Source organism: Pontibacter indicus (genome assembly GCF_900156345.1).
GTDB lineage: Bacteria > Bacteroidota > Bacteroidia > Cytophagales > Hymenobacteraceae > Pontibacter > Pontibacter indicus.
On record NZ_FTPP01000002.1, the window covers coordinates 1016743 to 1039421 of the forward strand.

The following is a 22679-nucleotide window of genomic DNA, read 5'->3' on the forward strand; positions in this document are numbered from 1 at the left end:
GCAAAGATAGCAAGCCTGGACACAGCAGGTATAGCCGGTTTTGGAACAGGTATAAAAAAAGGAGCCGTTTGCTGAGAAACGGCTCCTTTTTACTAAAACTATGGAAAACTTATGAAAACAGGTTCTTCGATTATCTTCTTTCCTTGATACGGGCAGCCTTACCTTGCAGACCTCTCAGGTAGTACAGTCTAGCTCTTCTAACACGGCCTTTTCTCACAAGCTCGATTTTCTCGATAGCAGGCGAAAGAAGTGGGAAAATACGCTCCAGACCAATCTGGTTAGACACTTTTCTTACAGTGAAAGTCTCACCGTTTGTGTTTACGTTCTTGCGCTGAATAACAACGCCTTGGAACTGCTGAACACGCTCTTTGTTACCCTCACGGATTTTCACGTGGATGTTGATGGTATCGCCAGACTGGAAAGTCGGGAAAGAGGCGCGCTTGTCTGTAGATTCCTGCTCGATAAATTTAAGTAATTCGCTCATGGCTATGTTGTTAAAGCTAAATATCTTCTTCAAAATTCGGACTGCAAAGATATGTAATTATTTATTACTTAAGAATTTTTGCAGTAAAAAAATATAAGTTTTTGAAACTAATCCTTTAAACGGGCTGTAGCAGCGCATTTAGAGGTGTTTCTATACCTGCTAGGCTACTCGTTCAGCAGGTCTGGCCGGCGCTGTTTTGTGCGCTCAATCGCCTGCTCAAAGCGCCACTGCTCTATTTTGGGACCGTCTCCGGAAAGCAAAATATCCGGCACTTTCATGCCTTTGTAATCCGCTGGGCGGGTATAGACCGGTGGTGCCAGCAAGCCGTCCTGAAACGAATCGGTCAGGGCAGAGGACTCGTCGTTGAGCACGCCCGGAATGATGCGGATAATGGCATCGGCCAGCACAGCCGCTCCCAACTCACCGCCCGACAACACGTAGTCGCCGATGCTGATCTCGTGGGTCACGTAGTGCTGTCGCACCCGCTCGTCCACGCCTTTGTAATGCCCACACAGAATAATGACGTTACGCATGAGCGAAAACTGATTCACCACCTGCTGGTTCAGCGTCTGCCCATCAGGCGTCATGTAAATCACAGCATCGTAGTCGCGCTCGGCTTTCAGATCTGACAGTAGCTTGTCGATGGGTTCGATCATCATTACCATACCTGCCCCACCGCCAAAGGCGTAGTCGTCAATCTGGCCATGCTTGTTGATGGCGTATTTGCGCAGGTCGTGGATGTGGATGTCTACCAGGCCTTTTTGCTGCGCTCTCTTAACGATGGAATGGCTAAAGGGACTGTCCAGCAGGTCGGGCTGGCAACTGATAATGTCAAAACGCATGATAACAGGGCTTACTCGTCGCGGTCGTCGGCGTCGTCAGGGGTGCCGGGCTGGGTGTATACTTCCAGCAAACCTTCCGGCAGGTTCACGTGCAACTCCTTGGTGTCGTGGTCGGCTCTCAGAAACACGTCGTCCAGTACAGGCACCAGCATTTCTTCGCCGTTGTAGTCCATGGCCATCAGCTGCTGCTGCGGCATGTCATAAAATTCTTTCACGGTGCCGAGGGGGCCGTGGCTCTGGTCCACCACACGGTAGCCGATCACATCATGGAAGTAAAACTGTCCTTCTTCCAGCTCAGGCAGCTCGTCGAGTGGCAGGTATAGGCTTACGTTGCGCAGCTTCTCAGCCTGCTCGATGGTATCAATGTCCTCGAACTTGATGATGAAGCGGCCTTTCGCCTGCGGCTCCATGCCGGCAATAAAAAAAGGAACCAGTCTTCCCTGTTGTTCCAGGAAGACTGATTCCAATTCATCGTAATCTTCGGGGTAGTCCACGTCGAAAAACGCGACAACCTGCCCCTTGATGCCATGGGTCTTGACGATGTGACCTAACAGGAAGCAGTCATCAATGTGCATGGCAACCGTAATTTATGCTTGCTCTTCAGTAGACTCGCCTTCGGCAGCTGGTGCCTCAGTAGCCTCTTCACCTTCAGCAGCAGGAGCATCAGCAGCCAGCTTGGCAGCTTCACGCTGACGGATTGCCTCTGCACGAGCTTCTTTCACTTTCGTTTCAGCTTCGAATGCAGCCTTACGCTTCGCCTCTTTCTCAGAGCCCAGTGTAGTACGCTTGCCTTCGATTTTGGCCTCTTTCGCCTGCTTCCACTCTTCGAAACGAGCATCAGCAGTCTCCTGAGAAATAGCACCTTTTGCTACACCGATCTGCAGGTGCTTCTTGTACAGAATACCTCTATAAGAAAGCATCGCTTTTACAGTGTCAGTTGGCTGAGCACCATTCATCAACCACTGGAACGCCTTCTCCTCGCTGAAATCGATAGAAGCAGGGTTAGTGTTTGGGTTGTAAGTACCCAGTTTCTCGATGAATTTACCATCACGTGGTGCACGAGCGTCAGCTACTACGATATCGTAGATAGCGGCTTTTTTGCGGCCTCTGCGGGCCAGTCTGATTTTAACAGCCATTTTTTATATAAATAGTTAAGTCGGCGAAACCCGTCCGCCAGTTTTTAGAACCGCAAAGGTAATGATTTTGTGCCGATTAATGCAAGATATTTAGGAATTGATTTGGGAGTCTAGATTGTAAGGTATAGGTAGACATTCGCCAACACACATACTCCGCCAGGTATAGGCCAAACAAAAAAGCCCTCCATTGCGGGAGGGCTCTCTTATTATCTTAACACACTCGGCTCTTAAAATTCCTCTAGTACAATGCGGTGCAGGAATATATAGCCTTTGTCAATCACTTCAGTGGTGGATGCCAGCTTCTTGCCATTCTGGTAGAAGCCCTCTTGAAGCGAATACGTGAACGTGTGGTTTGCCCCATTCAGAGTGAAGATTTTCTCTCGAGGTCCATAGGAACCTAAGTTGCCTTGCGATGCCTCTAAAAGCAAGTGATCGTTGCTTAGCATCTCGTTAAGGATAACGGCATGTTCATAGTTATGAGGGAGAGTTTCAGAGATCGATGTAGCGTCGCGCTCCTTGTGTGCCAGCATTTCGTCCCAGGTGAATGTGAAATCGCCAGAAATAAGCCTGAACTCAGAAGTGGATATCCTGCCGCTTTCCAAGAGGTTTTTACCAGAGGCATCTACAAATTCAATGAAGTGATATTGCATTAGCGGTTCTTCAATTGACTCCTTTTTGCAGGATAAGCACAACGGGAGAATAAATAGCGTCAAGAGGAAGCGCAACATCGAGATCTTTGATAGAGAATTGGTGGTAAACGTTGTTCTAATAGATTCTGCTAGTTAATAGTATAGAATAAAATTAATATTTTTTACATATATACAACCTCTTGTTCTGACCTTTGCAAAATAAAAAGCCCTCCGTTTCCGAAGGGCTTTGAATATGATTAAGCGTTAGCTTTTACTCTTGGAGGTCTGGCAGCTTTTACTTTCACCGGCTTCAGCTTGATGATGCTCAGCTTGTCCAGCGTCCAGATTACCGGCCAGGTTGGGTCCACTTCCCACCATTTCACACCGAAGTTCACGCGGTTAGGCAGTTTGTGGTGGTTGTTCTGGAACAGCTCGCCGCCAGTCAGAAAGTCGAAGAAAAGCGAGTTGCGTGACTTGTCGTTGTTGTCGAAGTTCTGGTAGCCATACTTGTGACCGCTCCAGTTTACGATCGCGCCGTGTACCGGGCCCATCAGGAAGTGGAGTGGCAACAGCAGGAACATCCACCACTGCGTAGCGAAGGCGATGTAGAACAGCACATAAGCCACACCCCAGCCGATGCGTGAGTAATAGCTGTCACCCACTTTCTCGATCAACGGCCATACCGGGTAGTCACCGTCAAAGCGACGCTCTGGTTCCACACGATTGTTCAGTACGTCATTGTAAATGTTCTTGGTCTTCCACATCATCGTAAAGGCGTTGTTGGAATAGTGCGGCGAATGCGGGTCACGCTCGGTGTCGGAGAAGGCGTGGTGCATGCGGTGCAAAATAGCGTAGGCGCGCGGCGACAGGAAAGAAGAACCCTGCGCGATGTAAGTAAGCAGGTAAAAAGCCTTCTCCCAGAACGGGTTCATGGTGAACATCTTGTGCGCAGCGTAGCGGTGCAGGAAGAAAGTCTGCACAAACAAAGAGAGGTACCAGTGCAGTACGAAGAAAATAAGTATGGCCATTAAGCAATAGGTATATAGAGGTGATTAATTCTGATTCAGGTATAGCGGTGCAAAAAGCAGTCACCATGCCTTCGCAAAATTACGATCTGATTCTATAGAAAGAACAAAATCAGGTATAAAAGTTCAGAAAGATGATAAATGTCAGTTTTTATGAATGACGAATGAGTAATGAATAGTGAATAATGGAGAATTAATAATGATGAATGAATAATGGTTAATGACGAGTGGATAATGAGTAGAGAACGGTGCCGGATAAATAATTATCAGCGAATGATGCGGTAAGGTATAATGCAATAAATAGAGGCTAATACGCAATGAACTAAGACTGCGAGAGGTGAGAAGGCAGGCTTATGTACTGAAGTAAGGTATAAGCTGATCGTATAGCTACACCCTAATCATTACTCATTCGTCATTATTCATTACTCATTAATAAAGGCTTTCCAGACAGGAGCTGCAGGAAGCGGGGCCGTCACAGTGATCATGGTTTTGAGGGTGGGGTGTTCGAACTGCAGGCTGCGGGCGTGCAGGGCGATGCTTTTGTCCGGGAGTGGCTGGCTGGCGCCATACCTCAGGTCTCCAGCAATGGGGCAGTTCATGGAGGCCAGTTGCACCCGGATCTGGTGCGGACGACCTGTGACGGGATTTACTTCCAGCAGGTAGTTTTTATCATGTTGCCCGATCAAACGGTAGCTCAGCTCGGAACGCAGGCCGCTTTTATTCTCGCGGGCATAGGCTTTGGTCACATTACGACTGCTGTCTTTGATGAGCCAATGTACAAGCGTCTGCTCAGGTATAGCAGGTCGGTTGAGCACCACGGCCCAGTAAGTTTTCACAGTCTTCTTGCTGCGGAAAAGCTCGTTGAGGCGGGAGAGTGCCTTGGATGTTTTGGCCAGTAACACCACGCCGCTCACGGGTCTGTCCAGCCGGTGCACTACGCCGATGTACACATTGCCCGGTTTGCTGTACTTCTCTTTGATATACTCCTTCGCCAGATCGGCCAGGCACACATCGCCGGTTTCGTCTCCGTGCACCAGCAGACCCGCCGGCTTGTTCACGACCAGCACATGGTTATCCTCAAAAAGAACGTCGAGCAAAGCCATGGGCTGCAATAATTAATAATGAGTAGTGAATAATGATTAATAAAAAAGAGGAGGGAGCATGATTAAAGAAGCGACACGCAATGAAGTAACCATCATTTATTGATCATTAGTCATTATTCACTACTCATTAATATTCATTAATACGCTTCCTTCTCGTTCGGAAAATCCTTGCTTTTGACATCCTTCACATAGTTCTGCACGGCGTCAGTCATGATGGTGTGCAGGTCGGCGTAGCGGCGCAGGAAACGGGGCTTGAATTCTTTATTGATGCCCAGCATGTCGTGCACTACTAGCACCTGTCCGTCTACGTGCGGGCCAGCGCCTATTCCTATGATCGGGATCTGTAGTTTCTCAGCAACACGTTTGGCCAGTTCAGAAGGGATCTTCTCCAGTACGATCGAGAAGCAACCCAGCTCCTGCAGTAACAGGGCATCGTCGATCAGCTTCTGTGCTTCAGCTTCTTCCTTGGCTCGCACGGTATAAGTACCAAATTTGTAAATGGACTGCGGGGTCAGGCCCAGGTGACCCATCACCGGCACGCCCGCGCTCAGGATGCGCACGATCGATTCCTTTATCTCAGCGCCGCCTTCCAGTTTGATGCCGTGCGCACCTGACTCCTTCATGATGCGAATGGTGGAGCGCAGTGCTTCAGAGGAGTTGCCCTGGTAAGAACCGAAGGGTAGGTCCACCACCACAAAAGCGCGGTTCACGCCACGCACTACAGAAGAGGCATGGTAGATCATCTGGTCCAGCGTGATGGGGAGTGTTGTTTCGTGACCGGCCATAACGTTAGAGGCAGAGTCGCCAACGAGCAGCACGTCCACGCCGGCAGCGTCCAGGATGGTGGCCATGGAATAGTCGTAGGCCGTGAGCATGGAGATTTTCTCGCCGCGCTCTTTCATATTCTGCAACTGGTGCGTGGTGACTTTTTTTACGTCGCTTTTATGAACAGACATAGGATGCAGGTTTGGATTTGATTCAAAGTTATAAAATCAAAACATAAACAGCCATCCTATTTTCAGGTATGGCTGTTCGGGGCTTATCTAAAGTTCATACCGGACCTGTTTCTGGTCAGGCGCAGGTCGCGCAGGAGGGCAGACCGGGCGTTGATGGTCACGTTATAGCCGCGCATCAAGCCGAACGGGTTCCAGCCAATGCTCATCTCCCAGCAGTGCAGGTCGCGGTAAATGTCGAGTCTGGCGTTGGAAATGTTCTGGTTGGTAAAGTCATACCCGGCCATGTAGCCAAACTTCCACTTTTCGGTCAGGTTCAGCGTACCCTGCATACCGATGTTCTGCGTGATTGCACTTGGGTTTTGTGGTGTGCCACCGGTGTAGTAGATGGTATAGTCCACATTGAGCGTCCATGGAATATTGAAGTCCACATAGTCCGGCAAAAACTGGTCGTTCGGATTCAGCATACCGGGCAGGTTGGATGGTGGCGGCGTGTTCGTAGAGCGTGCTTCCGGGTTAAAGTTGGCTCGCACACTCAGGTTGGCATTGGTCAGCCTGGCCAACTTAAAACCTGGAGCCTCCACCATGTAGCGGTCGATGCGGCGATTGCCATCGGGGCTAAGCTGGTACGGGTCAAAATTAGACGTCAAGCTAACATCAAACACTTTGAACAGGCGCGTGTTCATGTTGATGTTGATGTTTGAAAGACGAAGCGAGTCGGCGGCCAGGTTATAGGAAGCGCCTATGTTCAGGTTGTCGATCAGACTGACCTTTTCAGACTTAGCCTCGGTAGAGTCGCTACGTGAGCGCACTTTCATCTCTACACGGTTATTGATCTGCATGCTTATGTTGCTTGCCAATCCGCCCGAAGGCACGTTGCCATTAAAGCGTGGCAGTGTTTGAAAGATCGGCTGATTGGTGAGTGAGTCAATGGCTACCTGTGTGGTCTGGTTAAAGCCGAAGCGGCTTTCGTCGCCGAAGTTAGGACGATACCCGTAGCTAACGCTTGGGGTCATGGTGTGGCGGATGGCCTCTACACGCTTGCTCTTAGGAAACTGCACGGTGCCGTACACGGTCGTGTTAAGGGAAGCGCCAGCTCCATACTCGTACACTCTGCCAAAACCTGCCGTATCGATGCGTACAGCCTGCTGTTCTTCGTCGAAGGTATAGGTCAGTTTTTTGTCAAACCAGGACTCCCGGTAATTGACAGTTGGCGTCAGGTTGAAAAAACGTAACACCTTGTAGTTGCCCAGGTTAAAGGTAAAGTTGTGGTCGGCACTCTTTCGTCCATTTTGCCAGAGCTTCCCCAGGTTGTCAAAGTTAAGGGCAAAGGTGGTGTCTCGGTCTGTTCCACCTACCACTGGCAGGTTGCCCAATCTGCGAGCAGTTACTTGGTTCGACACCTCATTACGCACACGCACGTTGTAGCCCACGGAAAAGTTCTCGTACCATTTGCCGGTCGGTACGTTCTTCGAGAAAAGCTCATACAGGCTCGTCTGGGTCATCGCAAAGCTCAGGTCGGGCAGCGTGAAGCGCATGGTAGTTGGGGCCGGTTTGCCGTCTTCTGTAAAGCCCCCGTTGTTCTGGCCTTGGCTCAGCGTGGCGGTATAGCTGAAAGGCGAGTTTTGGATGTTTTTCTGGTAAGTGATGGTTGAGTTAAAAGTCGGAGCCAGGTAGTTGTTCGGGCTGTTGTAGTTCACGCGGTTGTGCTGGCTGCTACCGGCCCGCACGTTGGCTGAGAAACGGCCACGGCCAGGCTTCTGCACCGGGTTGTGTGACCAGGTAATAAAAGCAGTGCGCTGGCTAGGCGGCAGACCTGCACGGCTGTTGGTAGATCGATCAGGGTTGCCCAGATCAGCCTCGTCATTTACAAAGTAGTCGTAGCTGAAGTTGAAGTTGCCACGGTATGAGTAGCGCTTGATGTAGGTGTTGTCAACCGTTACTTTATACCCGCCCAGCGAGTAGATGTCGCCGGTGATGCGGGTGCCGATGTAGTCGTTCAGAGCCAGGTAATAGCCGCCGTTGCTCAGGTAAAAGCCGCGCGCGCGCGACTCACCAAAGGTCGGCATGATCACGCCGGATGAGCGCTTGTTTTTCGGCGTCGGGAAGAGGCCAAACAAAAAGCCGAGCGGCGTAGGGATGTCAGCGATCACGAGATTGAACGGACCCGACATGATCTTGTCGTTGGGTATAGCCTTTATCTTGCCGGCACTGATGTAGAAGTGCGGGTGCTCAAGGTTACAGGTAGTGTATTTGTTGTGCAGACCGAAAATCTCGTTGTGCTCATTTTTTTTCACCACCTCGGAATGTATATACCCCTCGCCTTGTTGCGTTACTACTTCAGCGATCTGGCCGCGTTTGGTCTTATAGTTATAGGCAATGCGTTTGGCCGCGTAGCTTTCGGCTCCGTCTTTAAACACCGGTGTACCAGTCTCCTGGCCTGTTGAGTCGGTGAGGGTCGTTGCGGTGAGCGTGTTCAGGTCGTAGTCGATCTTGATGTAGGCCGCGGCAAGTTCCATCGTGCCATAATCGATTTTGGCATCTCCGTAGAGATGTACTACTTTGCGGTCTACCTCAAACAAGATGGAGTCTTTGGCAGAGTAATTGATTGTGGTCTCGATGTCGCCCTGCGGTGCCTTGGTCACAAGCGAATCCTGCGGGGGAGAGATGTTGACGGTGTCTTTTGGCGCGGCCGTAGTGGTAGGGCGGCGGACCCGTTGGCCCAGCGCAGACGGGGCAGAAAGCACGACGAGCTGCACCAGCAGCAAAAAAATCAAAATGTAGCGCAACTTCTTCAGACTTCCCTAAAGTTTTATTTATTTTGTACAAAGTTATTGTTTTAGCTTTTAACTAACGAGCGTTGTGAGAAATATTGTTACTATCTCCATTCTGGCCCTAAGTTTACTTCTACTCTCTTCCAGCAAGCTCGAATACCGCAAAGCGTACAAGTTGCGCACGGTAGTGATCGATGCGGGGCATGGCGGCAAAGACATAGGCTGTAACGGCAAAATTTCGCATGAGGCCGACGTGGCCTTAAAACTGGCCTTGCAGGTCGGTGCGTTAATTGAGAAGAACGTGCCGGACGTGAAAGTTGTTTACACCCGCAAGGACGATACCTTTGTGGAGTTGATTGACCGTGCCGGGATCGCCAACAAAAACAACGCGGACCTGTTCATCTCCATCCACCTGAACGCCGGGCCTCCCTCTGCCTACGGCACCGAGACCTATACCATGGGTCTCCATACCTCTAATAACAACCTGGCCGTAGCCAAGCGCGAAAACGCCGTTATTCTGCAGGAAGACGACTACAAAGAAAAATACGGTGGCTTCGATCCGAACTCACCGCAGAGCCACATCATGTTTGCACTGCACCAAAGCGCCTACATCGACAACAGCCTTCGCTTTGCCCAGAAAGTAGAAAATGAGTTCAAAAACAGGGTGGGCCGCACCAGCCGCGGCGTGAAGCAGGCAGGCTTCCTCGTGCTTTGGAAATCCTATATGCCGAGCGTGCTCATTGAGGCAGGCTTCCTGACCAATCCGACTGAGGAAAAATTCCTTAACGATAAAACGGGTCAGACGTATATGGCATCAGGTATATATCGTGCCTTCAAGGAATACAAGCAAGAGCTTGAAGCCATGAACTAATGCAAAAGCAAACTCACCTACGTGAAAATATCAAAGGAAATTAAGGTTGCCCTGCTAGGTATAGCGGCAATTGTAATACTGTTTTTTGGGTATGACTTCCTGAAAGGATCCACCATCTTCTCCAAATCAAACACCTACTACGTTGTCTACGACAACGTGGACGGCCTCACCATTTCTAACCCCGTGTTTCTGAACGGTATACAGGTGGGGCATGTAAAGGACCTGCGCCTGCTGACCGATCGTGCTAACATGGTGCGCGTAGACATTGAAGTCCGGAAAGACCTGCAGATCGGGGACTCGACCATTGCCAGCCTGGGGAACGCCGATCTGCTCGGCAGTAAGGCCATCACCCTCTTTCTGAAAAACAACAGCAAGCAATACAATGGTGGGGAGGAGCTGATCAGCTACAAAGAAACCAGCATTACCGACATGCTCTCATCCAAGTCGGTGCCGGTCATCGACAAAGTAGACACTACCCTGGCCCGCGTCAACCGGCTGCTCGACAGTGAGGCAAAAGGCAACCTGCAGCAGATACTGGCCAACTCCAACAAAACCACCGAGGCAATAAATGAAATACTGCGCGAGAACCAGCGCAACATCAACCAAATCACCCGAAACCTGAGCCAACTTACCTCGGCCCTCAACCAGACCCAGCGCAACATCGACCGCCTGGCGCTGAACATGGTCGAGATCACAGATTCGCTCAAGCAGGTAGAAGTAAAGCAGCTGGTAGCCAATGCCAACTCGGCCGTGAGCGAACTGGAGAAAACTGTTGCCAAGCTTAACTCGAACGAGGGCTCACTGGGCCGTTTGATGAACGACGAGGAACTGTACCAGAACATGAACCGCTCCACGGAGGCACTCAATCTGCTGCTGCGCGACATCCAGGCCTATCCGAAGCGCTACGTGCAGTTCTCGCTTATTGGCCGCAAAGACAGGTATAAGGTAGACGCCACAGGACGTGTGATCACGCTGGAGGAGGTGAAAGAACTACAGGACGAGAACCCGGACGAGTTCCGCCGCCCGGCCATTGACTCCGTAAAGGTAACGCCTGCCGACACCACAAAAAGGCAATAGTGCATCTTATAAAAATTGTATATTTGTGAAATCCGCCCTCAAAGCGGATTTTTCATTGTAAGTAGTCCCCTTATTTATAATCACCCTTCATGGATATCGAATTCAATAAGAACGAAGACTCTCTCAAACAGCTGAGTTTCCAGCTGAAAAGCAAACTGAAGAAAGTACACCTGGGCGGCGGCGAAAAGCGCATCGCAAAAGAGCATGCCAAAGGTAAAATGACAGCCCGCGAACGCATCGCGTACCTGCTCGACGAAGGAACCGAGTTCCTGGAAGTCGGCGCCTTTGCCGGCGAGGGTATGTACGAGGAGGTAGGCGGCTGCCCGAGCGGCGGCGTGGTGACAGGTATAGGCTACATCAAAGGCCGCCAGTGTGTGGTCGTAGCGAATGATGCCACCGTAAAAGCCGGAGCCTGGTTCCCGATCACCGCCAAGAAGAACCTGCGTGCCCAGGAGATCTCTATTGAGAACAAATTGCCGATCGTATACCTGGTGGACAGCGCCGGTGTGTTTCTGCCGATGCAGGACGAGATTTTTCCGGACAAAGAGCACTTCGGCCGCATGTTCCGCAACAACGCCGTGATGAGCTCGATGGGCATTGTGCAGATCGCGGCCATCATGGGCAGCTGCGTGGCCGGTGGCGCCTACCTGCCCATCATGAGCGACGAAGCCCTGATCGTGGAAGGAACCGGTTCAGTATTCCTGGGCGGCTCATACCTGGTGAAGTCGGCTATTGGCGAGAGCATCGACAACGAGACGCTGGGCGGTGCTTCCACGCACTGCGAGATTTCGGGTGTGACTGACTATAAGTGCAAAGACGATAAAGAGGCGCTGGACCACATCCGCACCATCTTCGATAAACTGGGCGAAAACCCAAAAGCCGGCTTTAGCCGCGTAGAGCCTGCCGCTCCGAAGCTCGATGAGAAAGAGATCTATGGAATGCTGCCCGCTGACCGCACCAAGCCTTACGACATGATGGACATCATCCATCGCTTGGTCGACAACTCAGAGTTTGAGCCTTACAAAGACCTGTATGGACAGACGCTGATCTGCGGATTGGGCCGCATTGATGGCTGGGCGGTAGGTATAGTCGCCAACCAGCGCAAGATCGTAAAGAGCAAAAAAGGCGAGATGCAGATGGGCGGCGTGATCTACTCCGACTCAGCTGACAAGGCGGCCCGCTTTATCATGAACTGCAACCAGAAGAAAATTCCGCTCGTGTTCCTGCATGATGTGTCCGGCTTTATGGTGGGCAGCAAGGCCGAGCATGGCGGCATTATTAAAGATGGTGCCAAAATGGTAAACGCCATGGCAAACTCCGTTGTGCCCAAGTTTACAGTGATCATCGGCAACAGCTACGGGGCCGGCAACTATGCCATGTGCGGCAAAGCCTACGACCCGCGCCTGATCTACGCCTGGCCGACCGCTCAACTAGCCGTGATGAGCGGTGCGGCGGCAGCCAACACGCTCCTGCAGATTCAGGTATCAGCCCTGAAAGCAAAAGGAGAGGAGATTACGCCAGAGGCTGAGAAGGAACTACTCGAGCGCATCACGGCCAAGTATAACGAGGAGCTATCGCCTTACTACGCCGCAGCCCGCCTGTGGATAGACGGCATCATCGACCCGCTGGAAACCCGCAAGGTGATCTCAATGGGCATAGAAGCCGCCAACCACGCACCGATTGAGAAGCCTTACAATGTAGGCGTTATACAGACTTAATTTTAATGGGGCGCTCCAGGTATAGGGTTTGATTACTTATACCTGGCATGCTTTACCTGTTCGAAATCTTTCAGATAATTCTGACTAAATCTGAATCATGAACCAGTGATTCAGCCTGTGGTACTACCTTTGAGACTAAGTTGAGGAGGGAGATTGATAACAGCGCACAGCGGACTTATGTAGAAATATTTAGATTTTATTCCCCATTCTGAAATCTTCGGGCAGATTCAGGGGTTAGTTTAAAGAAGAGCAGCGATTGGGGTGATGGTAGTATTCGGTCTGCTCGGTTATTTTTCATTACCTATTAACCATTTCGCATTATTTTGACAAAGAAGGAGATAAAGGCGATGATCTCGCTGTTGGATGACATGGATTATGAGGTCGCGTCGCATGTAGAGCAGAAGATTGTGTCGCTGGGAGAAAGCATCATCCCGTTTCTGGAGGAGGAATGGGAAGAGACGCTGAACTCGGACCTGCAGAAGCGGATTGAAGACCTGATCCATCATTTGCAGTTCGACGGACTGTTGCAGCGCCTCAAAAACTGGAAAGAGCGAGGCGGGGTAGACTTGGTGGAAGGAATGTGGCTTGTAAACACCTACTTATACCCGGACGTGGAACTGGCGACTTTATCGAAGGCGCTTGACCAGTTGTACTTCGATGCCTGGACAAACATGAAGGACAACATGCACCCTTACGACCAGGTAAAATCGCTGAACAACTCGCTTTTTCGTGACAAGCGGTTCTCGGCCAATACCAAGAACTTCCACTCGCCTTCGAACTCCATGATGCACCTGGCACTGGAGACAAGGCGCGGAAACCCGCTGACGCTTTGTGTGATTTATATGACCGTTGCACAGCGGTTGGGGATGCCCGTCTACGGCGTAAATCTACCGAACCTCTTCATCCTGATTTACAAGCAGGGCGAAGTGCAGTTCTACATCAACGTGTACAACAAAGGCCTGATGCTCTCCAAAGCGGACATCGACAACTACATCGTGCAACTCAACCTGAACCCGGTGGACATATTCTACGAGCCCTGCTCCAACATCGAGATCGTGAAAAGGGCGCTGCGCAACCTGGCGTTCTCGTTCGAAAAAACCAACGACCTGGAGAAAGCAGCCGAAGTAACCAGACTGCTGACCGCCATTACGGACGAAGACCCGACGATATAAGACCTATTAAGAAAGGTATAGAAACGAAAAGCCCGGCTCGCAAGAAAGCCGGGCTTTTCGTTTTGGCAGGTATAGGTATAGCCATTAGTATCGTTTGATCATACAACCGGTCGCGCGCTTGTCGGCTGCGCTGATGCTCTTATTGGCCAGCACATCGTCAATCACGGATTTGAGGTAGTTGTTTCGCACGCCGCTCTCTACCTGCGGGCTGTCGTCAATCGCGCCCTTGTACTTCAGCACGAACTCACCGCCCATGTTGTGCAGCACAAAAACTTCGGGAGTCTTCGTGGCCCCAAATTTCTGGCTGATGCGCTGCCCTTCGTCTGCCAGGTATGGGAAACTGTAGTTTTTGGCCGCCAGGTCCTGCATGGTATCGCTGCCTTCGCCTACACCCACTCCCGGATTAATGAAGATGAACTGCACGCCTCGCGGCGCATAGGTGCTCGATAAAGTCACCAGTCGGTTTTCGTAAAGCTTGGCGTACGGACATTTGTTATCCGTGAACACCAGCACCACCGTTTTGCTATCGGCAAAATTGCTGAGAGAGACAGCATTGCCCTGTCCGTCCTTGAGCGAGAAGTCAGCCACTTTGCTGCCCAGTTGGTAGCTGCCCTGCGCAAACACACTGGCCGTGACCAGGAATGCGACGACAAAAGAAGCCAGATATTTCATGTTTGTTTGTTTAGGTGCGTGTAAGGTATATCAACGGTCCACACTATAGGTTAATACGTGGTTGTGAAGCACTTCGTGATGGATCTGGTACAATTTAGAAAAATTATCAGTAATAACGTGACCCTGCAATAAGTTGTTTTCAGGGCTCTGCGCAGGTTCAACCAGTAGGTTTTCCTTAAAAATAAGTCGCTTTCGGCTATACATCTTGTACAACGTTTCTTTAGCGCTCCAATACAGGCAAGTCTGCTGTTCATTGTCCGACGTAAAGGTCTTTTCCTTATCCGTCAGGAACTTGTCGGCCACCCGCAGCGCCTTCGGGCTTACCAGTTCAAGATCTATGCCAACATCGTATTTCTCGGAAAGTATAACGGCAGCCAACTGGGGTGAGTGGGTGATGGAAAGCTGAAACGGAGCACCGGCAAAAAGAGGTTTGCCCGTTGTGTCGCGCAGCAGGGGGAGGGGGGCATCGGTAAAGCGCCGCAATAGTTGGTAGGCTAGCGCGCGGCTGGCCAGCCACTCGCGCTGCCGTCTGGGGTGTGTTTGCTCTAGGCTCTTGTCAGGTATAAAGTGTGCTGGCAACAGCGAGCGCAGTGCCTCCGGACTTTCGTCGAGAAGCCACACGCCCAGTAAGGTATGAGCATCAAGTTCGCGGGTCTGGAGGAGGGGCATAGCGGTAATTTTGGGTTGGCAGCGGCATGGTTCGCGGCAATTGTTGTAAATTTAGCTAAATTTAAGTGTAACAGAAGAAGTAGAGATGGCTAGCAAGATACAAGTTCAGAAAGTCGCCACCCTGACCGGCCACCGCGATTGTGTGTATACCCTGGAGGGAGGCGCTGGACCCACCACCATTTATTCGGCGGGCAGCGACGGCATGGTGGCCGCCTGGGACCTGGACCATCCTGAGAATGGAGAGCTGATCGCCAAAGTCACCACTTCTGTATACGCACTGCGCTTTGTACCGGAGCGCAACCTGCTCCTGATCGGGCAGAACCTGGAAGGACTGCAAGTAATTGATCTGGAGAGCAAAGCCATCCACAAATCAGTCGCGCTGCCGAAGGTGCCTATCTTTGACATTGCCTATGTGCCTGAAACCGGGCAGGTATACGTAGCACTCGGTAATGGAGGTATAGCCGTGATTGGGGCTGAGGATTTTGAGCTCCGGAGCATGGTGCGCAAATCAGACCAGAGCGTGCGCTGCCTGGCCTACAACAAAACCACCAACGAGTTGGCCGCCGGGTATAGCGACAACCAGGTGCGGGTGTTTGACGCGACTACCCTGGAATTGAAGCATGAACTGCCATCGCATACCAATTCGGTCTTTACGGTCGTTTACTCTCCGGATGGCACGCAGCTGCTCACTGCAGGCCGTGATGCCCACCTGAGGGTATGGGAGGTACAGGAAAAATACAAGGAGCGTGGCTACGTGATCGCTCACATGTATACCGTTAATCACATCACCTATAGCCCCGATGGGCTCCATTTTGCCACCTGCAGCATGGATAAGTCCATCAAAGTGTGGGATGCCCGAACCTTTAAGCTGCTCAAGGTTATTGATAAAGTCCGAAATGCGAGCCACGGCACCTCCGTCAACAAATTATTTTGGTCGGCTCATCAGAATCAGTTAGTTTCGTGTAGTGATGACCGCACCATTTCGGTGTGGGATATTAAATTCAGCTTGGATCATGAAGATTACACCCTTAGAAATCAGACAAAAAACATTTGAGAAGGCGTTTAGAGGGCTCGACAAGGACGAAGTAAATGCTTTTTTGCTGACTTTATCGCAGCAGTGGGAGAAGCTGCTCGATGAGAACAAAGACCTGCGCAACAAGCTGGAGGCGTCGCACCGCGAAACGCAAAAGCTGCGCGAGGTGGAATCTTCATTGTACAAAACCCTGAAAACAGCCGAGGACACGGGCAACTCCATTTTGGAGCAGGCCAACAAGTCGTCGGAGTTGAAGATACGCGAGGCACAGCTGCAGGCCGACCAATTGCTGAACACGGCCCGCAACCAGGCCCGTATGGTGCTGGAAGACAGCACCAAGCAGGCAGAGCGCGTGATGAGCGAGATGCAGCAGGAGATCAAAGCTCTGGAGCAGGATTACCAGCGCATGGAGTCGTACCTGGAGAGCATGGTGCGTGACCTGCGCAACCTGGCCAACGAGGCGTTGGAGAAGGCTGAAAAGGCAAAGTCAAAACCTAAAACCAGTACAGCCAGTATTCTTTCAAGAGCGGCCGAGCTTCGGGTAGAACAGCCCGAACTGCTGCGTAATCTGAAAGATATGGAAACGACAACAAACCGAACAATACAACTGCCAGCGGCTACGGCCACGGCTACAGCTACAGCAGCAACCGCTATACCTGTTACGGCCGGCAACGGCTACGAGCCACTTGGCGACCCGGCCCCGGACGTGACACAGCCGCATCCGGAAATTCCGAACCCGGTAACACCAGTGCCAAACGTGCCATCGCCAGAGATCGAGCAGCCTAAGCCAGACTATCCGGGCACCCCGAGCGGCCCTGAGATTGAGCAGCCTATACCTGAAATTCAGCCCATTAAGCCTGAGCAGCCCGAGATTCAGCCTCCGATGACGGAGCCATCGCGCAACAGCCTGGCCGACTGGGCACAGCGCCGTGAGCAGAAGCCTGCCGGTTCTTTCTTCGACGAGATAGGCTAGTTCGGACCAGATGGGACAGATTGCACTGGAGGGGATGGAGTTCTTCGCCTTCCACGGTTTTTACGACGAAGAGCAGAAGATCGGCAACAAGTACGGCATCGACCTGTTCATCGAAACCGACCTGCGGCGCGCCGCCGAAAGCGACGACCTGGATGAAACCGTGAACTACGAAGTGCTGTATGCGCTGGCGCTGGAAGAAATGAAAGTACCGGCCCGGCTGCTGGAGCACCTGGGGCACCGGATCATCGACAGGATCTACGAGCGGTTCCCGTTTGTGCAGTCCGTCAAAATAAATGTGTACAAGTTCAACCCTCCACTGGGAGGAATCTGCAAGTGGGCCAAAGTTACGTTAGCAGAAGCCCGATAAGTTTACTTATTGATTGAAGAGCAGCCGGTGCAGGAATGTGCCGGCTGTTTTTTTGTGGGCTATACCAACCTAAGCAGTTCAGCTGCCGCCGCAAAAGCCGACTTCCTTCCCGCCTTTACCTCGTCGGCTATACCTGCCAACTGGTCTTTCACCTGCTGGTGCGCATAGAAATTATCCTCCAGCCCCTGGCGGATGGCCTCGTACATCCACTGCAGGTTTTGGTCGTGCCGTTTTTTCTCGAAAAATCCGTTTTGATGCGTCAGCTCCAAATATGAGTCGATTGTTTGCCAGATCGTGTCGAGCCCAGTTTGTTCCATGGCGGAGCAGACGGAAACTTTGGGCAGCCAGCCAGAAGCGGCCACAGGGTATAGGTGCAGGGCATTCTGGTACTCGGCGCGGGCGGCTTTGGCTTTCATGGCATTTTCGCCGTCGGCTTTGGTAATGGCAATGGCATCGGCCATTTCCATGATGCCGCGCTTGATGCCTTGCAGTTCGTCGCCGGCGCCCGCCAGCATCAGCAACAGGAAAAAGTCGACCATGGCATGCACCGCTGTTTCGGATTGGCCCACGCCAACCGTTTCCACAATGATGGCATCAAAACCGGCTGCTTCGCAAAGGATGATCGACTCGCGGGTGCTGCGCGTCACACCACCTAGCGACTTGCCGGCAGGAGAAGGGCGAATGTAGGCCTGGGGATTAACGGAGAGCGATTCCATGCGCGTTTTGTCACCCAGGATGCTGCCGCCGGTGCGCTGTGAGGTTGGGTCGATGGCCAGCACGGCCAGTTTCTTGTTCTGCGCCTGAATCAGGTAATTGCCGAAGGCTTCAATAAATGTACTCTTGCCCACACCGGGTACGCCGGTTATACCTATCCGTACCGATTTGCCGGCATGTGGTAGCACCTGGTTAATGACGTCCTGTGCCAGATCCAAATCAGAGGCCAGCCGGCTTTCCACCAGCGTTATGGCCCGACTCAGCATGACACGGTCGCCTGCCAGAATGCCCTCTACATACTTATCAGCACTGAAACGTTTTGCCAAGGCAGTATAGCGTTAGGTATAACATCGATTGCCTTACAAATTTAGACTTTATGCGTTACCAAGCCACTATTCTTTTGCGTTTCACTCTTTTTGCGTAGCAAGTAGCAGGATGCCTTCAGTATGTAATTGACAAAGGACTATTGGACAAAAGAATCTTTAAACGCTCTTTCCGATTTGCAATCCGAAAGGATACTAGCTACGGATTTGCAATCCGCCTGGCATAGGCAGAAGCTACGGGCAAAAAGCAGATTGCGATTCCGTAACAGCAATCAGGTAGAACTTCTTTCCAAAAAATCTTTTGTCCTTTGTAAAGCCATCTTTTGTCATGTTCTTTCTGAAGGCATCGTGCTACGTGTGTCGTGCTACGTTAAAAGCCTACCTTACATTAGCAGACCTGCCTGCGCCAGATTGTATACCTTGCGGGAAGTTCGGCAAACCCAAATCACTCTTGCGGCCGCCTAAGTGAAAACCTGTGTCTACATAATTGCTGGCCTTGCCCAAAGCATTCGGGTTGTTGATGACGCCCAGATGAATATTGTCCTGACGGGCAACGTACATTTTACCGTTTGGCCCCATTTGTATTGCCCCGATTCGCGGACTGCCGGACATACCTACTACCTCAGCGGATTTAGCAATAGCCGCTTCGTCGCCCGCCTGTAAGTTGAACTGAATGATCTGTGCCTTACCGCCTCCTTTGCCATTTGCGGTGCCATAGAGCTTGGTGCCATCCGGCGAAAAGCACACGCCATACGCTTCTTCGTAGCCCTTCAGCAAAACAGGATCTGATACCTCGCCGGTACTGCGGTTGAAACGAAGGACTTCGAAGTTGCTCTCGCTATCCCACAGGGCGGCGGCCAGGCGGGTGCCGTCCGGAGAGGGAACGAGGTAGCCAATGGCTTTGCGGTGCGCGCCACCATGCACGGTGCCCACATTGCTCATCACTGGTTCTGTGCTTACGCCCTCAGCCGTCACCAGGTAGGCCATATAAGCGTTGCTATTCCAGCGGTGCGCGATCACCCACCAGTCGCGGTTGTTGCTGTGGCGTATGGCCGTGAGCTTTTCGGTGGCCGGTGCGATCATGAACACGTTACGGGCGGTAACGGCCCCGTTTCCCTCGTCTTTGTTCATGTTCACCACGCTGTAGCGCAACCCGTTGGACTGTGCCTGTATGTCGGTCGTGAAAATGTAGAAGACGCTATCTACAGTAGGCTTGGGGACAATTAGGGCGGACTGGGTGGAGGACTTCATGCCCATCAGGCCGTTCCCGTTCGGCATCACGCGGTGGTCTTTGTTCCAGACGGTGATCCCGTTGGTATAGAACAGCAGGTTGCCTGCCTTGTCGGAGATGGAGGCGCTGCCTTCTTCGGTATGCAGTCGGCTGTTGACCACTGCCGTTGCCGTATCGCCTCTAAAGATAATACCGGCTCCCTTACCGAAGTACCAGTTAGACGTTTCGCCCTGCGCAAATGCTGTGAGAGTGGACAGGAGTAAGGCCGTAGCCGCCACTATATGTTTAAACTGAATCATAGCCTGTTTTTCTGTATAACGCTCCTATTACAAACTGAGTGCCAGTTTCTGGAATTGCCCGCAGGTCAGGTAGAGCAGGCAGCTTCTATACCTGAACTGTAACGAAATAACCGCTTCCTATTATACAGCTATAGTGCAGGTATAGATTAGCGGTTTTGTAGCATGGCAGGCTGCCGCTCCGCAATGGGACGCAACTCAGGGTATAGCGAGAGCAGTTTGAGGAACACACCGTTTGTCCAGCCGAAGCCGTCCTGGTTGGGGTACTCGCCGCCGCCCGCTTCCAGCTCCAGGTTCTCCACATTATACTTCTCCACCATTTTGCCCGTGTTCTCGTGTACCTGTGTGCCCAGCGAAATCCAGCGGGTAGCAATGGTGCGCGCCAGTTCTTCGTGGTTGTAGTTGCGAAGTGCCTGTATGCTCATCCATTGCAGCGGCGCCCAGCCGTTCGGTGCGTCCCACTGCTGATCGGTTTGCACCAGCGTAGTTGCCAGTCCGCCAGCCTTCAGGAAGTCACGCTCCAGCCGTTCAGCTACTGCCGCCGCCTGGCCTCGCTTGGCCATGCAAAAGTAAAGCGGATAGACAGCAGCCAGTGTTGGGGTGTTGGTGGTAGTGCCCTGCACGAAATCGAAATCATAGAAAAAACCGTCCTCCTCGTGCCACATGTACTGGAGCACCGCTTTGCGGCGGGCTTTGGCTTTCTGGCGCATCAGTCGGGCCTCGGCAGGATTGCGCTCCAATTCAGCCATCTCAGCCAGCGTCAGTTCCATGTGGAAAAGCAGCGCGTTGAGGTCTACGGGTAGGATGTCGGTGGTATGGATGGTGCTCAGGTTTTGCTTGTCAGCGAACCAGCGGCTGCTAAAGTCCCAACCCGACTCGGCCGCCGCCCGGATGTGGCGGTATACCTCTTCCGGATTTCGGCCGGACTCCCGGGCAATGTGTACATCCTCTTTGTAGGCCTCCGGTCGGGGTGCCGGCTGGTCGTCCCAGTAGCGGTTGAGGATGCTGCCATCCGGCAACAGCACCACACGCCGGTGAGCCGGGTTGGCAGAGGTGAGCTGTTCGGCCCCATCCATCCAGAAGGCATACTCCTTGCGCAGGGCGGGCGCATACTTTACCAGCACATCGCGGCCCATCTCCTGGGTGAGCAGGTGCAGCATGAGCGCATAAAAGGGTGGCTGCGAGCGACTCAGGTAATAGCTGCGGTTGCCATTGGGTATATGACCGGTAGTGTGGATGAGATGCGTGAAGTTGTCGACCATGTGCTGGATCAGGGCTCTTTCTCCGCTTACCTGCAGGCCCAGCATGGTGAAGAAACTGTCCCAGTAGTAGATTTCCTGAAAGCGGCCGCCCGGCACCACATAAGCGTGTGGCAGTGGTAGCAGCGAACCACCACCCTCATCTGGCATGCGGGTGAGCACAGGCCAGAGCTGTCGTATATGCGCTGTTACCGAGAGGCTGGTGTCGGTCGTGAAATTGGAGGAAGGTTGTGTGGGCAGCAAAAAATGCTCCAGCACAAAAGATTTGAGATCGAAGCCGGGCTGCTGGCGCTGCTCCCGATAGGCCTGTAAAATATGTGCTGGCTCCTGTAGGGGCACGCAGTCTGCAAAGGTTTTGGAGTCCGGGAAAACGGGAAGCAGCTGCACATCATGAAAAAGCTCCTGCAAATCGGTTTCCGGTCGGTATTGTGCCTGTACTGGAAGGGCGAAAATATAAGATAAAAGCAAAAGAATCAGATTTAATAAGAAGTATGATTTTTTTGATTTGCCTTGCATCATGGTCAGCGCTTATTTATATGAATATGTATTCATACGAATGAAGGGAGCAAGGGGTCAAGTATACTATTATGCAGCCTCGTACACAAGCCATCTGTCCCTATAGTCCTCTTTTTCCCGAATACTTTTAGGAAATTCTTGAAATAATCAGGATCAACTGAAATTGGTGAAAGTGTTGCTAATGCGGTATAAACAGAAGAGGGAGCCTGGTTTTCAAGCTCCCTCTTCCGCTAAGATTACGTGTATAGGTAGCTCACAGCCACCTTGTTTGTTCATACCTGAGTTCTGTTCCGGAAATTAGTTACCCGTAGTGCTTCCCGTTGTAGAGCCTGTCGTAGTACCACCAGTGGTAGTCGTGCCTGTCGTTGTGCCGGTGCCCGTTGTTGTACCTGTCGTGGTTCCGGTGGTAGTACCAGTCGTTGTCCCGGTGGTAGTACCAGTCGTTGTACCTGTGGTAGTTCCTGTGGTAGTCCCGGTAGTAGTCCCGGTAGTGGTACCGGTTGTAGTGCCAGTAGTTGTTCCCGTCGTGGTGCCGGTTGTTGTACCAGTAGTCGTGCCGGTTGTTGTACCAGTAGTCGTGCCGGTTGTGGTCGTACCTCCGGTAGTAGTGCCTGTTGTGCCACCTGCTGTAGTGCCCTGCATATCCGTGGTGTCATCCATCATGTCGGTGTCTTCCATATCTGAATCCATCGTGTTGTCTTCCATGGTATCAGTTTCGGTATTCGTACCTTGCTCCCCGCTGCAGGAGGACAGTAAAAAGGCTGAACTTATAAAAAAAGAAGCTGCTGCTGTTTTCCAATTCATTTTCATAGCATATTGGTTTTTAGGTTTCACATCCTCTC

General features: G+C 51.8%; 22 protein-coding genes. 7 read left to right on the top strand and 15 right to left on the bottom strand.

The genetic code is table 11. The annotated features are described in order from the left end of the window. Positions 1 to 130 precede the first annotated feature (130 nt). From rplS to B0B12_RS13330, 9 genes are all read right to left on the bottom strand, one after another. Positions 131 to 484, bottom strand: coding sequence for a 50S ribosomal protein L19 (gene rplS, locus B0B12_RS13290; protein WP_076669528.1), 354 nt, complete (start codon positions 482 to 484; stop codon positions 131 to 133). Between the two features lie 164 nt (positions 485 to 648). Continuing rightward, on the bottom strand, positions 649 to 1326 hold the full coding sequence (trmD, locus tag B0B12_RS13295; RefSeq protein WP_076669530.1) for a tRNA (guanosine(37)-N1)-methyltransferase TrmD: 678 nt from the start codon (positions 1324 to 1326) through the stop codon (positions 649 to 651). 11 nt (positions 1327 to 1337) lie between these two features. After that, positions 1338 to 1901, bottom strand: coding sequence for a ribosome maturation factor RimM (rimM, locus tag B0B12_RS13300; protein ID WP_076669531.1), 564 nt, complete (start codon positions 1899 to 1901; stop codon positions 1338 to 1340). Between the two features lie 12 nt (positions 1902 to 1913). Further along, positions 1914 to 2462, bottom strand: coding sequence for a 30S ribosomal protein S16 (locus tag B0B12_RS13305; RefSeq protein ID WP_076669533.1), 549 nt, complete (start codon positions 2460 to 2462; stop codon positions 1914 to 1916). Between the two features lie 227 nt (positions 2463 to 2689). Next, a complete protein-coding gene (locus tag B0B12_RS13310) occupies positions 2690 to 3112 on the bottom strand; it encodes a hypothetical protein (RefSeq protein ID WP_139337805.1) in 423 nt (140 codons plus the stop codon). Between the two features lie 236 nt (positions 3113 to 3348). Next, positions 3349 to 4119: an acyl-CoA desaturase gene (locus B0B12_RS13315; protein ID WP_076669536.1), complete on the bottom strand. Its 771-nt coding sequence runs from the start codon at positions 4117 to 4119 to the stop codon at positions 3349 to 3351. Positions 4120 to 4538: 419 nt separating this feature from the next. Then, entirely contained in the window at positions 4539 to 5219 is a 681-nt protein-coding gene (locus tag B0B12_RS13320; protein WP_076669537.1) for an RluA family pseudouridine synthase, read from the bottom strand. A gap of 137 nt (positions 5220 to 5356) precedes the next feature. Beyond that, positions 5357 to 6175, bottom strand: a complete 819-nt coding sequence (panB, locus tag B0B12_RS13325; protein ID WP_076669539.1) for a 3-methyl-2-oxobutanoate hydroxymethyltransferase — start codon at positions 6173 to 6175, stop codon at positions 5357 to 5359. A gap of 83 nt (positions 6176 to 6258) precedes the next feature. Then, positions 6259 to 8949, bottom strand: coding sequence for a putative LPS assembly protein LptD (locus B0B12_RS13330; protein ID WP_170871864.1), 2691 nt, complete (start codon positions 8947 to 8949; stop codon positions 6259 to 6261). Between the two features lie 85 nt (positions 8950 to 9034). On the opposite strand from B0B12_RS13330, the gene B0B12_RS13335 reads away from it, so the two are divergent. The 4 genes from B0B12_RS13335 to B0B12_RS13350 all read left to right on the top strand — a co-directional run bounded on the left by B0B12_RS13335 (position 9035) and on the right by B0B12_RS13350 (position 13784). After that, the gene (locus B0B12_RS13335; protein WP_076669541.1) at positions 9035 to 9817 is read left to right on the top strand and encodes an N-acetylmuramoyl-L-alanine amidase family protein; all 783 of its coding nucleotides are present in this window, start codon (positions 9035 to 9037) and stop codon (positions 9815 to 9817) included. A gap of 21 nt (positions 9818 to 9838) precedes the next feature. Continuing rightward, positions 9839 to 10894, top strand: coding sequence for an MlaD family protein (locus B0B12_RS13340; RefSeq protein ID WP_076669542.1), 1056 nt, complete (start codon positions 9839 to 9841; stop codon positions 10892 to 10894). Between the two features lie 89 nt (positions 10895 to 10983). Further along, on the top strand, positions 10984 to 12612 hold the full coding sequence (locus B0B12_RS13345) for an acyl-CoA carboxylase subunit beta (RefSeq protein WP_076669543.1): 1629 nt from the start codon (positions 10984 to 10986) through the stop codon (positions 12610 to 12612). A 323-nt stretch (positions 12613 to 12935) separates the two neighbouring features. Then, positions 12936 to 13784, top strand: coding sequence for a transglutaminase-like domain-containing protein (locus B0B12_RS13350; RefSeq protein ID WP_076669544.1), 849 nt, complete (start codon positions 12936 to 12938; stop codon positions 13782 to 13784). A gap of 84 nt (positions 13785 to 13868) precedes the next feature. Here the strand turns inward: B0B12_RS13350 and B0B12_RS13355 are convergent, their stop codons facing one another. Both B0B12_RS13355 and B0B12_RS13360 read right to left on the bottom strand, forming a co-directional pair. After that, positions 13869 to 14456, bottom strand: coding sequence for a thioredoxin family protein (locus B0B12_RS13355; protein ID WP_076669545.1), 588 nt, complete (start codon positions 14454 to 14456; stop codon positions 13869 to 13871). 30 nt (positions 14457 to 14486) lie between these two features. Continuing rightward, a complete protein-coding gene (locus tag B0B12_RS13360; protein WP_076669546.1) occupies positions 14487 to 15125 on the bottom strand; it encodes a 4'-phosphopantetheinyl transferase superfamily protein in 639 nt (212 codons plus the stop codon). Positions 15126 to 15210: 85 nt separating this feature from the next. Here B0B12_RS13360 and B0B12_RS13365 point away from each other — a divergent pair, with 85 nt between their 5' ends. From B0B12_RS13365 to folB, 3 genes are read left to right on the top strand one after another with little or no spacing between them, the layout of a single operon-like run. Next, positions 15211 to 16179, top strand: a complete 969-nt coding sequence (locus tag B0B12_RS13365; protein WP_076669547.1) for a WD40 repeat domain-containing protein — start codon at positions 15211 to 15213, stop codon at positions 16177 to 16179. Then, positions 16139 to 17131 carry a DivIVA domain-containing protein gene (locus B0B12_RS13370; RefSeq protein ID WP_076669548.1) on the top strand — a complete coding sequence of 331 codons (993 nt, stop codon included), beginning with the start codon at positions 16139 to 16141 and terminating at the stop codon, positions 17129 to 17131. The genes B0B12_RS13365 and B0B12_RS13370 overlap by 41 nt, the downstream gene beginning before the upstream one ends. A gap of 10 nt (positions 17132 to 17141) precedes the next feature. Then, positions 17142 to 17498: a dihydroneopterin aldolase gene (gene folB, locus B0B12_RS13375; RefSeq protein ID WP_076669549.1), complete on the top strand. Its 357-nt coding sequence runs from the start codon at positions 17142 to 17144 to the stop codon at positions 17496 to 17498. Between the two features lie 59 nt (positions 17499 to 17557). Here folB and meaB read toward each other — a convergent pair whose 3' ends face one another. The 4 genes from meaB to B0B12_RS13395 form a co-directional block, all read right to left on the bottom strand. Beyond that, entirely contained in the window at positions 17558 to 18538 is a 981-nt protein-coding gene (meaB, locus tag B0B12_RS13380) for a methylmalonyl Co-A mutase-associated GTPase MeaB (RefSeq protein ID WP_076669550.1), read from the bottom strand. A 375-nt stretch (positions 18539 to 18913) separates the two neighbouring features. Continuing rightward, positions 18914 to 20065, bottom strand: a complete 1152-nt coding sequence (locus tag B0B12_RS13385) for a TolB-like translocation protein (RefSeq protein ID WP_076669552.1) — start codon at positions 20063 to 20065, stop codon at positions 18914 to 18916. Between the two features lie 146 nt (positions 20066 to 20211). Beyond that, positions 20212 to 21789 carry an alpha,alpha-trehalase TreF gene (gene treF, locus B0B12_RS13390; protein ID WP_342039369.1) on the bottom strand — a complete coding sequence of 526 codons (1578 nt, stop codon included), beginning with the start codon at positions 21787 to 21789 and terminating at the stop codon, positions 20212 to 20214. Between the two features lie 345 nt (positions 21790 to 22134). Beyond that, on the bottom strand, positions 22135 to 22542 hold the full coding sequence (locus B0B12_RS13395; RefSeq protein ID WP_244554707.1) for a hypothetical protein: 408 nt from the start codon (positions 22540 to 22542) through the stop codon (positions 22135 to 22137). Positions 22543 to 22679: the final 137 nt, after the last annotated feature.

Excerpts from the sequence above, each read along its gene's own strand:
- B0B12_RS13305 (WP_076669533.1), bottom strand. The coding sequence starts at position 2,462 with ATGGCTGTTAAAATCAGACTGGCCCGCAGAGGCCGCAAAAAAGCCGCT.
- B0B12_RS13355 (WP_076669545.1), bottom strand. The coding sequence starts at position 14,456 with ATGAAATATCTGGCTTCTTTTGTCGTCGCATTCCTGGTCACGGCCAGT.
- B0B12_RS13365 (WP_076669547.1), top strand. The coding sequence starts at position 15,211 with ATGGCTAGCAAGATACAAGTTCAGAAAGTCGCCACCCTGACCGGCCAC.
- B0B12_RS13370 (WP_076669548.1), top strand. The coding sequence starts at position 16,139 with ATGAAGATTACACCCTTAGAAATCAGACAAAAAACATTTGAGAAGGCG.
- folB (WP_076669549.1), top strand. The coding sequence starts at position 17,142 with ATGGGACAGATTGCACTGGAGGGGATGGAGTTCTTCGCCTTCCACGGT.
- rplS (WP_076669528.1), bottom strand. The coding sequence starts at position 484 with ATGAGCGAATTACTTAAATTTATCGAGCAGGAATCTACAGACAAGCGC.
- trmD (WP_076669530.1), bottom strand. The coding sequence starts at position 1,326 with ATGCGTTTTGACATTATCAGTTGCCAGCCCGACCTGCTGGACAGTCCC.
- panB (WP_076669539.1), bottom strand. The coding sequence starts at position 6,175 with ATGTCTGTTCATAAAAGCGACGTAAAAAAAGTCACCACGCACCAGTTG.
- rimM (WP_076669531.1), bottom strand. The coding sequence starts at position 1,901 with ATGCACATTGATGACTGCTTCCTGTTAGGTCACATCGTCAAGACCCAT.
- B0B12_RS13395 (WP_244554707.1), bottom strand. The coding sequence starts at position 22,542 with ATGGAAGACAACACGATGGATTCAGATATGGAAGACACCGACATGATG.
- B0B12_RS13385 (WP_076669552.1), bottom strand. The coding sequence starts at position 20,065 with ATGATTCAGTTTAAACATATAGTGGCGGCTACGGCCTTACTCCTGTCC.
- B0B12_RS13310 (WP_139337805.1), bottom strand. The coding sequence starts at position 3,112 with ATGCAATATCACTTCATTGAATTTGTAGATGCCTCTGGTAAAAACCTC.
- B0B12_RS13360 (WP_076669546.1), bottom strand. The coding sequence starts at position 15,125 with ATGCCCCTCCTCCAGACCCGCGAACTTGATGCTCATACCTTACTGGGC.
- B0B12_RS13320 (WP_076669537.1), bottom strand. The coding sequence starts at position 5,219 with ATGGCTTTGCTCGACGTTCTTTTTGAGGATAACCATGTGCTGGTCGTG.
- B0B12_RS13345 (WP_076669543.1), top strand. The coding sequence starts at position 10,984 with ATGGATATCGAATTCAATAAGAACGAAGACTCTCTCAAACAGCTGAGT.
- B0B12_RS13315 (WP_076669536.1), bottom strand. The coding sequence starts at position 4,119 with ATGGCCATACTTATTTTCTTCGTACTGCACTGGTACCTCTCTTTGTTT.